This window comes from Chitinimonas sp. BJYL2 (assembly GCF_027257935.1).
In the GTDB taxonomy this organism is placed as follows: domain Bacteria; phylum Pseudomonadota; class Gammaproteobacteria; order Burkholderiales; family Chitinimonadaceae; genus Chitinimonas.
The window spans coordinates 14,079-26,699 of record NZ_JANZKW010000004.1 but is presented as its reverse complement, the minus strand read 5'-3'; the positions used below and the strand labels follow the sequence as shown (position 1 = coordinate 26,699).

Genomic DNA, 12,621 nt, shown 5'->3' with positions numbered 1-12,621 from the left:
GGCGGGGATTGACGACCAAGTTAAACTGTCACCATTCCGATTTGCTGGTTGCCCATGCTCGATCAATTCAAGCAACTCCTGCCTTTTGGCAGGGAATCCCGTCTAAGCAGTGCCATTGCCACGGTGGAGAGCGCTGCCACGCTTGCGCCGGTGCAGGCTATGCAGTCGGTGGGCGAGTGGTTGCGTCGTGAGCAGCGTCACGCGGAGAAACGCCGCGACGGACTCACGATACTGCGCGCCATTGATCCCACGCTACGCGGCATCCTTGAGGCCGCCATGGCTGGCATGGTGGAGGCTAAACACAACCATGCCCGATTGAACCTGCTGCTTCAGAGTACGGTGCCATTCTGTTCCGTGATTGTGGCCGCCTATGGCGATGCGCTACGCCGTGATCTGACCGAGCTGGGCAAGAAACCGGGCAATGCGCCGTTGGTTCAGGCGGTGGTGGCGAACTGGCTCTATTGGGTAGGCCGAGACCATGTTGTGCGTTTCGTGCGCGAACCCAAGATGGATCGTTTGCCTTGGCATGACATCCAGCCCGCGGTGGAGTTCTCGCTGGGTCTTGGTGGCGGCTTCCGCGCCTGGTTGGGCAAGGCGGATGGCGAAGCCGGCAGGCTGCAGAAGCAATTGGCGCATCTGGTTTTGCTTTCCCGCACCCTGACGCCCGATCTGCAGGGCCGGCAGTTGCTGATTGCCGACCGCGTTGCCGATACGCTGGCGAGCTTCATTCAGGTGAGCGATCAACACTCTGCCAACACCCCGTTCGGTCGCAGTGGCGATGACGACAATCCTCCCACAGTGCTGACGCGTGTACCGACGCAGACCAAGATGGAGGGCAAGGGCCTCTACTATGGGCTTGAGCGCGCAGTGATCGAGCTGGTGGCACTGGAGAACCTGATCGTGCATCAGCACAAGGTCCCGCCCAAGATGGACCCGAATGGTCAGCTTGAACTGGCCGAAACGCTGGCGGTCATCAAGTATCTCAAGAATCGCTGGACAGGCCGCGATGTGAAGCGCCAGGCCGAGCGGACGGCCATCAGTGGTGCAGTGACTCTCTGCTACGACTTTGGCGCGATTCGTCGTCTGGTCATACAGGCGACGCAGCCGAGCAAGACGCGCACCAATGAAACCACGGTGGAACGGGCCATGGTGGAGGATGTGAGCGCTACGGGCGTTGGCCTGCAGATTGCCCGTCATAGCGGCTGGGTCAAGGTGGGCATGCTGATCGGGGTGAAGACTGACCGCGACACCAATTGGCGCATCGGCCTGGTGCGTCGCGCGATTGCGCGTGGGCAGAACGAAGTGCAGGCTGGCGTACAACTGCTGGCCAAAGACCCCGAGTCGGTACGCCTTACCGTTCGCGCCAAGGTATCGCAGTGGGAAATGGTCACTGAGCAACAGGCCTGGGACAACCTGCTGGGGCTCTATCTGCGCCCGGAAGCGCTTAACGGTAATCATCATTTGTTGATCGTTGCCAAACCTCAGCTCGATCTGGGTAAAACCTACGGTGTACCTGCAACCCGCGAAGGTGATTTGGCCTTGCGTGTCATCAGCCAGCAGGAAATCGGTGCCGACTGCGTGATTTACCGCGTTGAACGTGTTGCCCTTGCCGAGCCAGCCGCGCCGGCCAACCCGGCGCCGAATCCCTAAACCGCGATTTGCCGGGCGCGTGCCTTGCGACTTGCCCAGCCAGTGATACCGATGTCCATCACCCTCGTCATTCCCGATCTGTATCTGCCTGCCCAGCCCGGTTTCTCCTGGCTGGACGGCATGGATATCGCAACACTCGCCGCCGCCTTGGGCCGTGCCACCGTGAGCACACTGCCCGGTGCCACGGCAGTCTGGCCATTGCAGGCACTGGGCTTGGCTGGCGCCGGTATGGCACAGGCGGGCCTCGCGATGGATATGCCTGATGCACAGGACGGCCACTGGTTGCGCGCAGATCCCGTACACCTGCGCGCGGATCGTGATCGTGCCTTGCTGTTCGACGCTACCCTGCTGGCGATCAGTCAGTCCGAAGCGGATGCGCTGGTGACATCGCTGAACCAGCTCTACGCCGAGGACGGCATGCGTTTTCATGCACCGACGCCCTCGCGCTGGTATGTGCAGTTGCCACAGCCGGCAGATTGCCTGACCACGCCGCTGCACGCGGTTGTAGGTCAGAACATCCATCAGCATCTGCCTACCGGCCCGCGCGCGCTGCAATGGCACAAGCTGCTCAATGAAATGCAGATGCTGCTGTACACCCATCCCGTTAACGATCTGCGCGAGCAGTCCGGCCGGCCTACTGTCAATTCAATCTGGCTGTGGGGCGAGGGGCCGGTGGTGCGAGTCGGAGCACCTACCTGCCACACATTGCATGCTCGGGCTTTCGATATACGCGCCTTGGCGCACGCGGCCGGCGTAGTGATTTGCGATCTGCCCGATTCGCTGGATCAAGCGGCACCGGACAGCATCGTCTGGCTCGACAACTTGAGCGAGTTCGCGCGTCGTGGCGATGTGACAGGTTGGCAGGCCGCACTGGCCGATCTGCAGACGCGGTGGCTGGGCCCGGCCATGCAGAGTGAGGGGCTCAACCTGATATTGCCGGGGCATCGGCAAGGCTTGAGTGTCCGGATTTCGCGCGCTGATCGCTGGAAAATCTGGCGTCGACCGGTCAACTTGCGCAAGCTGCTGGCTGAACCAGTGGCGGATTGACCAGCCATGCAGATACTGACCCGAGCTGTTCCCGCCGATGCCGAGCAAGCCTTGCTGCAAGCAGGCCTGCACCCGGTGGAGGCCCGCGTCTACGCTGCGCGTGGCGTGCATGATGCAGGCGAACTGGAAACCGAGCTGCGCCACCTGCTTCCGCCGGATGGTTTGTTAGGCCTGAGTGCAGTAGCCGCAAGGCTGGCCGATGCGATTACCGCGCAAGAACGCATCCTGATCGTGGCCGACTACGATGCCGATGGTGCCACTGCCTGTGCCGTGGGTCTGCGCGGCCTGCGCTTGCTGGGTGCCGTGGTGGATTTCCTGGTGCCCAATCGCTTCGAGTACGGCTATGGCCTTACACCCGAAATCGTTGACCTTGCCGCTACGCGCAAACCCAAGCTGATTGTGACCGTGGATAACGGTATCGCCAGCGTTGCCGGTGTGGCGCGCGCCAAGGCGCTAGGCATTGAGGTGCTGGTGACCGATCACCATTTGCCCGGCGATGCCTTACCCGATGCGCCTATCGTCAATCCCAACCAGCCAGGCTGTACCTTTGGCAGCAAGCATCTGGCCGGGGTGGGCGTGATGTTCTACACCTTGCTGGGGCTGCGTGCAGAACTGCGCCGACGTGGCGCATTCGGTGAAGAATCGGGCCCGAATCTGGCGGTATTGCTGGATCTGGTTGCCTTGGGCACGGTGGCCGATGTGGTCAAGCTCGATGCCAACAACCGCATCCTGGTCGATCAGGGTCTCAAACGGATGCGTACCGGCAAGGCCTGTGCCGGCATTGATGCACTCTATCGCGCCGCTGGCCGCGAGCCACGCCGTGCCAGTGCGTTTGATCTGGGCTTCATGCTTGGCCCGCGCCTCAATGCCGCGGGCCGGCTCGACGACATGAGCTTGGGCATTGCCTGTCTCACTACCGATGATGCCGATCAGGCACTGGCCATGGCGCGCCAGCTCGATCAGCTCAACCGTGAACGCCGTGATATTGAAGCCGGCATGCAGAACGCGGCCGAAGCCACGCTGGCCAAGGTGGATGTGGGCAACCAGTACACGATTACCTTGTTCGATGCCGATTTTCACCAAGGCGTGGTGGGGTTGCTGGCCAGTCGCCTCAAGGATAAGCACCACCGGCCGGCCATCGTGTTTGCCGATGCCGGCGAGGGCGGTATCAAGGGTTCGGGGCGCTCCATACCCGGTCTGCACCTGCGCGATGCGCTGGACCTGGTGTCCAAACGCCATCCCGAACTCATCCAGCGCTTTGGTGGACATGCCATGGCAGCCGGGCTCACGCTGGCTAGCGAAGCGGCACTCAAGCCCTTTGCGCTGGCATTCGAGACCGTTTGCCGGGAACTCATGGATGCCCAAGCACTGCACCGCACGATTGAAACCGATGGCGAACTCGATAGCGCCGCCATGACATTGGATCTGGCTGAACGGCTGGATGGCCGTGTCTGGGGTCAAGGCTTCCCGGCGCCACGGTTTGTGGGGCAGTTCCGCGTGGTGCAGCAACGCATTGTGGGCGAGAAGCACCTCAAGCTGTCCTTGGCGAATGGCCGCGGCCAGCAGTTCGATGCCATGTATTTCCAGCACGATGAACCACTGCCCGATCAGGTGGATGCCGTGTACCAGTTATCCGTCAACGAGTGGCAGGGCAGGCGCAGCTTGCAGTTGCTGCTCGATTTTGCTCAGTAAGGAATTCGACTCATGGCCAATAAACGTGTTCTGCATGGCTTCCACGCCGTGACTGCCCGCCTGTCACGCTTGCCCAGCAGCGTGCTTGAACTTTACGTAGCCAAGGAGCGCCACGATCCACGCATGACGGGCCTGCTCAAGCTGGCCGAGCAGCAAGGCATCCGCATCATGCCGGTGGAGGTATCGCGGCTCGATGGCTTGGCTGGACATCTGGGACATCAGGGCGTGGTAGCCGTGATCGACGCCAACAAGCAGGTCGTCGCCCTCGAAGACGTGCTCGAAGACCTGACAGAACCCGCACTGTTGTTGATTCTGGACGGCATTACTGACCCGCATAACCTCGGCGCCTGCCTGCGCGTGGCCGATGCCATGGGCGTCCATGCGGTGATTGCGCCCAAGGACAAATCGGTAGGTATCAATGCCACGGTGTCCAAAGTGGCATGCGGTGCAGCCGAAGTGGTGCCCTACATCGTGGCGACCAATCTGGCGCGTACGCTGCGCGATATCAAGGACGCAGGCATCTGGATTGCCGGCACCGATATGGATACGCAAACCGACCTGTTCCACTTCGACCAGACCGGCCCGCTGGCCTGGGTGATGGGCGCCGAAGGGCAGGGCATGCGCCGGCTCACGCGCGAGCATTGCGATGTCCTCGTCAGCATTCCCATGTTTGGCTCGGTGGAGAGCCTCAATGTCTCGGTGGCCAGCGGCATTTGCGTGGCGGAGACGCGGCGCCAGCGTGTCATGGCAGGTGAAGCCAGGCGTTAAGGTGTTTGCACAGGCGCTGCAGCGGGTGGATCGCCGCCTGCAAAGCGTTCAATCAAGCGGTCAAGTGTTGCCAGGCGCTGATGCTCCTGCTCGATAATGAGCAGGATTTCGCGGCGTTTGTTGTGCAAGCTTGCCAGTAGCGCTTCGCAGTGCTCGGGTGGGGCACGCAACTTATCCAGCGCTGGGCGCACCTCGTCGAGGGTGAAGCCGACGAACTGTGCTTTGCTGATGAAAATCAGCTCGGTCAGGTGGTGCCGATCATAGGTCCGATAACCGTTCTGATCACGCCGGACGGGCGATAAAAGTCCGATCTGCTCGTAGTAGCGAATCGTGCTGCGTGGCAAGTTGCTCGCTGTCTCCAGTTCTGCAATTCGCATTGTTTCCTGCTTGACTGTCAACCCAGCTTGACACTCTAGCATGTGCCTCGACTTGAACAGACGAGGGAAAAGACATGCGAATTACGTGCTCAGACGGTCGGCAGTTGTCGGCATCCTGGTTCGGCGTAAACGGTGCGTCGCGAGGGGTTGTGGTGATCTCCGGCGCACTTGGCGTACGCCGCCAGTTCTACTCCCCGCTGGCAACCTTTTTGGCTAGCAAGGGATGGGAAGTGCTGACATTCGATTTTCGAGGTATCGGGGAGTCGAGTTTCGACCATCCTGCGCGCGATCCTGCAAGGATGAGGGATTGGGGCCGGTACGATCTCGATGCGGCATTGGGCTTGGCGGCTGCTCGTGCCGACGGCTGGCATCGGGTGCGCTTGCTGGGCCACAGTGCAGGCGGACATCTCACCGGACTGGCGTCGGCATTTCAGTCTGTACCTGCCACGCTGCTCATCGCATCGGGAACCTGCTACTGGCGTCGCTATAGCTGGATGCATTGGCCAAGAATGCTGGCGGCCTGGCGACTTGCTGTGCCACTGTCACTGCGCGTATTCGGGTTTGCACCGGCATGGCTGGGTGTGGGGGCTGCGCTTCCTGCTGGCGTAGCCCAAGATTGGCGGGACTGGAGCCTGCGCCCGGATTATCTGTTTGATGATCCTCAACTGGATGTGTCTGGTTATCAGCGCTATCGGGGTTCGGTCCGGGCGCTGACAATTGAAGACGACACGGCCTACGCCCCGGTAGCGCAGGTGGCGCATCTGTTGTCCCACTTCCCGGGTGCCCAGATAACTTGTGAGCACATTGCGGCAAAGCCAATGGGACACTTTGGCTTTTTCCGTACAGCCAATGCCCACCATTGGGCGCGGGTGACCGATTGGCTGGCTGGGACGGACATCGAGGTGGATGCCTCGTCGGGCCATGCCTCGGCTGGTCATGGGGTATAATCGCCGGTTTCCGCCAGCCAGATCCCGTAGCCGCCATGGAAGCCGAACGCCTCAACCAGATCGATAACTCCCTCGCCGACCTCGCCGCCCGTGGCGACGAGCTGCGGAGGTATCTTTGACTACGCAGGCAAGAAAGACCGCCTCGAAGAAGTCAACCGCCTGACCGAAGACCCGAGCATCTGGGAAGACCCCAAGAAGGCGCAGGAGCTGGGCAAGGAAAAGAAGCTGCTTGAAGGCGTGGTGCTCGTACTCGACGAGATCAGCCAGGTCGTGGCCGACAGCGGCGACCTGTTCGCCATGGCACGTGAGGAGTCGGACTGGGATACGGTACAAGCCGTGGCCGACGATATCGCTGGAGCCGAGGCCAAGATCGCCGATCTGGAATTCCGCCGCATGTTCTCGGACCCGATGGACCCGGCCAACTGCTTCCTCGACATCCAGTCGGGCGCGGGCGGTACCGAGGCCCAGGACTGGGCCGGCATGCTGATGCGCATGTATATCCGCTACGCCGAGCGCAAGGGCTTTACCGTTGAAGTGATGGAAGAGTCCGAAGGCGAAGTGGCCGGCATCCAGAGCTGCACGCTCAAGATCAGCGGCGAATACGCTTATGGCCGACTGCGTACCGAAACCGGCGTGCACCGTCTGGTGCGTGTGTCGCCGTTCGATTCGAACGCGCGCCGCCATACCTCGTTCACCTCGGTATTCATCTACCCTGAAGTCGACGACAGCATCGAAATCGAAATCAACCCGGCCGATCTGCGCGTGGATACCTATCGCGCCTCAGGTGCTGGTGGCCAGCACATCAACAAGACCGATTCGGCCGTGCGGATCACGCACAACCCGACCGGCATTGTAGTGCAGTGCCAGAACGACCGCTCGCAACACCGCAACCGTGAAGAAGCCATGCAGATGCTACGCGCCAAGCTCTATGAAGCCGAGCTGCGCAAGCGCATGGAAGCCCAGCAGAACCTCGAAGCCGGCAAATCCGACATCGGCTGGGGCCACCAGATCCGCTCGTACGTGTTCGACCAGAGCCGCGTCAAGGATCTGCGCACCAATGTGGAAGTGGGCAACGTCAAGGGCGTGATGGATGGCGATCTCGATATCTTCATCGAGGCCAGCCTCAAACAAGGCGTCTGATTGCCGCCTTAGTCATTACGCAAAGCAAGATTCGAACAATCCTCGAAGCAAGAGCACATCATGGCCGAACAAGACAGCCCCCTGACCCTAGACGACAACCAGCTGATGGCCGAACGCCGCGCCAAACTGGCTGAAATCCGCAAACAGGGTCCGGCATTCCCCAACGATTTCGAGCGCAAGCATCTGGCTGCTGATCTGCATGCCAAACACGATGGCGCGGAGAAAGAAGCGCTGGAAGCCGATGCGATCGAAGTCTCGGTGGCTGGCCGCATGATGCTCAAGCGTGTCATGGGCAAGGCGGCGTTCGCCACGCTGCAGGATGGTTCGGGCCGTATCCAGCTCTATATCGCGCTCGACAAGGTCGGCGAAGAAGCGCTGGCTGCGTTCAAGCACTGGGATCTGGGTGATATCGTCGGTGCTGTTGGGACGCTGATGAAGACCAAGACCGGCGAGCTGAGCGTGCAGGCTACGCAGATCCGCCTGCTGGCGAAGTCGTTGCGTCCGCTGCCCGAGAAGTTCCACGGCATGACCGATCAGGAACAGAAGTATCGTCAGCGTTACCTCGACCTGATCACCAACGAGCAAAGCCGCGATACCTTTATCAAGCGCAGCAAGATCGTGCAGAAGGTGCGCGAAGTGATGGTGAGCGAAAGCTACCTCGAAGTCGAAACGCCGATGATGCACCCGATTCCGGGCGGCGCTGCCGCCAAGCCGTTCGTGACGCACCACAACGCACTCGATATGCCGCTGTACCTGCGCATTGCGCCGGAGCTGTATCTGAAGCGTCTGGTTGTGGGTGGCATGGAGCGCGTGTTCGAAATCAACCGCAACTTCCGCAATGAGGGGATGAGCACGCGCCACAACCCCGAGTTCACCATGATGGAGTTCTACGAGGCCTACTGCGACTACCGCCGCATGATGGACCTGACTGAACAGGTGATCCGCGAGTGCTCGCGTGCCGTGAATGGCCATGCCGTCATCGAATACCAGGGCAAGATGGTGGATCTGTCCAAGCCCTTCGAGCGCCTCACCGTGGTGCAGGCCATCCTCAAGTACAACTCGCACTACAGCGAAGCGCAGCTCAATGATCGCGTATGGCTCAAGGCCGAGATCGAGAAGTTGGGTGGCAAGAGTTTTGCCACTAGCGGCATTTCGGGCCTCCAATTCAGCCTGTTCGAGGAAACCACCGAGACCAAGCTGTGGGATCCGACCTACATCATCGACTACCCGGTCGAAATCTCGCCGCTGGCCCGTGGTTCGGACAGCCGCCCCGGCATTACCGAGCGTTTCGAGCTGTTTGTGGTGGGCCGTGAGCTGGCCAACGGTTTCTCGGAACTGAACGACCCGGAAGACCAGGCCGAGCGTTTCCTCGACCAGGTCCGCCAGAAGGACGCCGGCGACGATGAAGCCATGCATTACGACGCCGACTACATCAAGGCGCTCGAATACGGCATGCCGCCCGCCGGTGGTTGCGGCATCGGTATCGACCGTCTGGTCATGCTGCTGACCGATGCCCCGAGCATCCGTGACGTGATCCTGTTCCCGCAGATGCGCCGCGAAGATTGATGCCACATAAGGCCAACAGGAAAAAAGGCGCGGTTTTCCGCGCCTTTTTGCATTGCCCACCATGATCGGACTCCAAGCCGCCCAACTCGCGCTGACCAAAGACGGTATCCCGTACTCGCCAGCGTTCGACGATATCTACCACTCGCAATCGGGCGGGCTGGCACAGGCACGTTCGGTATTTCTGGCCGGCAATGGCCTACCGCAGCGCTGGCAGGGGCGGGATCGCTTCGTTATCGCTGAAACCGGCTTTGGCCTGGGCCTGAGTTTTCTGGCGACCTGGCAGGCGTGGCGTCGCGATCCAGCCCGCACGCGGCGGCTACACTTCATTTCCTGTGAGCTGCACCCGTTCACCCGCGCCGATCTGGCTCATTTGCATGCGAGCTTGCTGCAAGCCGAGCCCGATCTGGCGGAACTGGCGGCGCAATTGCAGGCCAACTGGCCCGAGCTGGTCACCGGCATCCATCGCATCGAACTCGATGGTGGTGCCGTGACGCTGACGTTATTGCTGGGTGATGCACTCGACTGGTTGCCGCGTCTGCCGGCGCGGGTGGACGCCTTCTTTCTGGATGGCTTCTCGCCCGCCAAAAATCCCGAGCTCTGGCAGGAGGCCCTCTACAAGCAGTTCACCCGGCTTGCGGCCAGCGAGGCGACCTTGGCGACCTATACGGTTGCCGGCCATGTACGTCGCGGTCTGGAGGCGGCCGGCTTTGCTGTGGAGCGTCAGGCCGGCTTTGGGAGCAAGCGGCAGATGCTCACCGGTGTGTTTCGCGGCCGGCGTACCGATGAAACCTATCAGGGCGAGCGACGCGCGATCATCATCGGGGCCGGCATGGCCGGGGCGGCGGTGGCCGAGCGACTCACCCTGCGCGGTTGGCGAGTGACCTTGGTGGATGGCAACACCGGCCCCGCCCAAGGCGCATCGGGCAACCTGGCCGGTGCATATCGCCCCGTGGTGTCAGCAGACGACAATCCGCAAACCCGATTGGCGCGCGCCGCATTCCTGTATGGATTGCGTTGGTTTAAGCAGCTGGACTTCACAGGCTGGCACCCCAGTGGCGCCTTGCAGATTGCCCGCCATGCCGATGAGTTGGCCCGTTTTGCGGCCATCCCGGTGGAACTGGCTTATCCGCCGACGCTGGCGCGCCATGTCGATGCCAGCGAGGCGAGCGCGCTGGCTGGTGCGCCGGTCAGCCAGGGCGGCTTGTGGTTTGCCCAGGCCGGCTGGGTGCAGCCAAGGGCATTGGTGCAGACGCTGCTGGATCGCTGCGGTGAGCATTTGCAGCACCAGTGGGGCAGGGTGGTAACGCAGATTGAACGCAAGGACGGGGACTGGCAGATTCGTGATGCGCAGGGCGAGCTGCTGGCAGAGGCACCGGTGCTGATCCTGGCCAATGCTGCCGATGCAAGCCGCTTTGCGCCAGCACTGGCATTAGGGCGTGACACACGCTATGTCAGCCATCTGGCTGGCGTGGCGCTGCCAGCCAACCAAGCCGTGGTCTGCCGGGCGGGCTATCTCACGCCGGGCTTTGAAGGCACGGCTTGCCTGGGCTCCTCGCCGGCCTCACCGGGGCAGACGGATGCGGAACTGCACACCGCCAATCTGGCACTGCTGGCGGAGATGGGGGTGCCATTGAACGCCGAATCGCTGGTGGCCGGTCGCCGCTGCGAGCGCCCCGGCACCGCCGACCGGCTGCCTGTGGTTGGCCCAGTCGCGGATGCCGGCGCCTTTCAGTCTAAACATGCAGGCAGCCTCCATCTGGCGCCACGCCAGCCTGGCCTGTATGTGATCAGCGGGTTTGGTGCCCGCGGATTGGTCTGGAGCGGTTTGATGGCCGAACTGCTCGCCAGCCAGATCGAAGGCGAACCGCTGCCGCTGCCGCGTGAACTGGTCCAGGCGGTGGACCCGGCCCGCTTTCTCTGAACCTGCGGCCTTCATCTGCATTGAATTGGCGACTCGCTCCAGAAAAGTGTTCATTCACGCAGCGACGCATGCCCAAGAATCCCGACGCGGTGATTCAGGCCTGCTCGACAGCCACTGGCACAAATATCCAGCCAAAGCCTCGGCTGGTAGAATCGGCCATCGTAAATACAGGTATTGCTCATGTCGCTGACCGTACTCCACCCCCGCTGGCTGATTCCCGTTGAACCCAAGGGCACGGTGCTTGAGCAGCACGCACTGGTCATGAAGGATGAGCATATTGAAGCTGTGCTCACGAGTGACGAAGCCCGTCGCCGTTATGCAGACGCCAGCCATGTGGAACTGGCCGATCACGCATTGCTGCCGGGGCTGGTCAATCTGCATGGCCATTCCGCGATGAGCCTGCTGCGCGGCCTGGCCGATGATCTGGCCCTGATGGACTGGCTTAATCACCACATCTGGCCGGCTGAAAAGCGCCATGTGTCGGACGAGTTTGTGTTTGACGGCACGCTGCATGCAATAGCCGAAATGATCCGTGGTGGCACCACCACCATCAACGACATGTACTTCCATCACGATGCCGTTGCCCGTGCCGCCATCATGGCCGGCATGCGCACGGTGGTCGGTTGCTCGATCCTGGAATTCCCCACCGGTTATGCACTGAATGCCGACGACTACATCGGCAAGGCGCTCAGCGCCCGCGATGCATTCCAAGGCGAGCGGCTGGTTGATTTTGCGTTGGCGCCGCACGCGCCTTACACGGTGGCGGATGAAACCTTCAGCAAGATCATCACCCTGGCCGAGCAACTGAATCTGCTGGTTCACTGCCATATCCATGAGACCCGGGACGAGATCGAGGGCAGCATCAAGCAATATGGTGTGCGTCCGCTGGAACGCCTGCGCAATCTGGGCCTGCTGGGGCCGAACCTGATTGCCGCGCATGTGGTGCATGCCAACGATACCGAAATCGACCTGCTCGCCAAGCATGGCGTACATGTGGCGCATAACCCGGCTAGCAACCTCAAGCTGGCATCGGGTTTTGCACGCATCACTGCCATGCACCGTGCTGGCGTGAATGTGGGCCTGGGTACTGACGGCGCCGCCAGCAACAACAAGCTCGATCTGCTTGGCGATCTGCGCATGGCCGCCTTGCTGGCCAAGGCCGAGTCCACCGACCCGACCGCACTCGATGCTGCAAGCTCACTGGAAATGGCCACGCTCGCCGGTGCCCGAGCCTTGGGCAAAGGGGATCAGATCGGCAGTCTGCTGGCCGGCAAGCAGGCCGACATGATTGCCATTGATCTCGCTGCACTCGAAACCCTGCCCGTGTTCGACCCGATTTCGCAGATTGTGTACGCCGCCGGTCGCGAACAGGTCAGCCACACCTGGGTGGCCGGACGCTGCCTCATGCAGAACCGCGTACTCACCACCCTGAGTGCCGACCAGATTGCAGCCAAGGGCCGCTGGTGGCAGCACCGCATCACCCAGCCCGCGGCATGAAACCGGAATCCGAAAG

10 protein-coding genes are annotated in these 12,621 nt (G+C 61.6%); 9 read left to right on the top strand and 1 reads right to left on the bottom strand.

The window, feature by feature from the left end; genetic code table 11:
- Positions 1 to 54: 54 nt before the first annotated feature.
- From O9X62_RS12180 to rlmB, 4 genes are read left to right on the top strand one after another with little or no spacing between them, the layout of a single operon-like run.
- The gene (locus O9X62_RS12180) at positions 55 to 1,650 is read left to right on the top strand and encodes a hypothetical protein (protein ID WP_269533160.1); all 1,596 of its coding nucleotides are present in this window, start codon (positions 55 to 57) and stop codon (positions 1,648 to 1,650) included.
- A 51-nt stretch (positions 1,651 to 1,701) separates the two neighbouring features.
- Positions 1,702 to 2,697 carry a hypothetical protein gene (locus O9X62_RS12175; RefSeq protein WP_269533159.1) on the top strand — a complete coding sequence of 332 codons (996 nt, stop codon included), beginning with the start codon at positions 1,702 to 1,704 and terminating at the stop codon, positions 2,695 to 2,697.
- 6 nt (positions 2,698 to 2,703) lie between these two features.
- The gene (gene recJ / locus O9X62_RS12170; RefSeq protein WP_269533158.1) at positions 2,704 to 4,389 is read left to right on the top strand and encodes a single-stranded-DNA-specific exonuclease RecJ; all 1,686 of its coding nucleotides are present in this window, start codon (positions 2,704 to 2,706) and stop codon (positions 4,387 to 4,389) included.
- Between the two features lie 12 nt (positions 4,390 to 4,401).
- Positions 4,402 to 5,157 (top strand): 23S rRNA (guanosine(2251)-2'-O)-methyltransferase RlmB, encoded by a 756-nt coding sequence (gene rlmB, locus O9X62_RS12165; RefSeq protein WP_269533157.1) that lies wholly within the window; start codon positions 4,402 to 4,404, stop codon positions 5,155 to 5,157.
- Here the strand turns inward: rlmB and O9X62_RS12160 are convergent.
- On the bottom strand, positions 5,154 to 5,534 hold the full coding sequence (locus O9X62_RS12160; RefSeq protein ID WP_269533156.1) for a MerR family transcriptional regulator: 381 nt from the start codon (positions 5,532 to 5,534) through the stop codon (positions 5,154 to 5,156). The genes rlmB and O9X62_RS12160 overlap by 4 nt on opposite strands.
- 74 nt (positions 5,535 to 5,608) lie before the next feature.
- Here O9X62_RS12160 and O9X62_RS12155 point away from each other — a divergent pair, with 74 nt between their 5' ends.
- The 5 genes from O9X62_RS12155 (at position 5,609) to O9X62_RS12135 (ending at position 12,605) form a co-directional block, all read left to right on the top strand.
- Entirely contained in the window at positions 5,609 to 6,481 is an 873-nt protein-coding gene (locus O9X62_RS12155) for an alpha/beta fold hydrolase (RefSeq protein ID WP_269533155.1), read from the top strand.
- Between the two features lie 35 nt (positions 6,482 to 6,516).
- Positions 6,517 to 7,621 (top strand): peptide chain release factor 2 gene (gene prfB, locus O9X62_RS12150; protein ID WP_269533154.1). Its coding sequence is split into 2 segments (ribosomal slippage): positions 6,517 to 6,597 and positions 6,599 to 7,621, totalling 1,104 coding nucleotides; the frame shifts between segments, so codons are not numbered across the junction.
- Positions 7,622 to 7,681: 60 nt separating this feature from the next.
- Positions 7,682 to 9,187, top strand: coding sequence for a lysine--tRNA ligase (gene lysS / locus O9X62_RS12145; RefSeq protein ID WP_269533153.1), 1,506 nt, complete (start codon positions 7,682 to 7,684; stop codon positions 9,185 to 9,187).
- A gap of 61 nt (positions 9,188 to 9,248) precedes the next feature.
- The gene (gene mnmC / locus O9X62_RS12140) at positions 9,249 to 11,108 is read left to right on the top strand and encodes a bifunctional tRNA (5-methylaminomethyl-2-thiouridine)(34)-methyltransferase MnmD/FAD-dependent 5-carboxymethylaminomethyl-2-thiouridine(34) oxidoreductase MnmC (protein WP_269533152.1); all 1,860 of its coding nucleotides are present in this window, start codon (positions 9,249 to 9,251) and stop codon (positions 11,106 to 11,108) included.
- A 180-nt stretch (positions 11,109 to 11,288) separates the two neighbouring features.
- A complete protein-coding gene (locus O9X62_RS12135; RefSeq protein WP_269533151.1) occupies positions 11,289 to 12,605 on the top strand; it encodes a TRZ/ATZ family hydrolase in 1,317 nt (438 codons plus the stop codon).
- Positions 12,606 to 12,621 lie beyond the last annotated feature (16 nt).

Coding starts and splice junctions, on each gene's coding strand:
- mnmC (WP_269533152.1), top strand. CDS start 9,249: ATGATCGGACTCCAAGCCGCCCAACTCGCGCTGACCAAAGACGGTATC.
- O9X62_RS12155 (WP_269533155.1), top strand. CDS start 5,609: ATGCGAATTACGTGCTCAGACGGTCGGCAGTTGTCGGCATCCTGGTTC.
- O9X62_RS12160 (WP_269533156.1), bottom strand. CDS start 5,534: ATGCGAATTGCAGAACTGGAGACAGCGAGCAACTTGCCACGCAGCACG.
- lysS (WP_269533153.1), top strand. CDS start 7,682: ATGGCCGAACAAGACAGCCCCCTGACCCTAGACGACAACCAGCTGATG.
- recJ (WP_269533158.1), top strand. CDS start 2,704: ATGCAGATACTGACCCGAGCTGTTCCCGCCGATGCCGAGCAAGCCTTG.
- O9X62_RS12175 (WP_269533159.1), top strand. CDS start 1,702: ATGTCCATCACCCTCGTCATTCCCGATCTGTATCTGCCTGCCCAGCCC.
- rlmB (WP_269533157.1), top strand. CDS start 4,402: ATGGCCAATAAACGTGTTCTGCATGGCTTCCACGCCGTGACTGCCCGC.
- O9X62_RS12135 (WP_269533151.1), top strand. CDS start 11,289: ATGTCGCTGACCGTACTCCACCCCCGCTGGCTGATTCCCGTTGAACCC.
- O9X62_RS12180 (WP_269533160.1), top strand. CDS start 55: ATGCTCGATCAATTCAAGCAACTCCTGCCTTTTGGCAGGGAATCCCGT.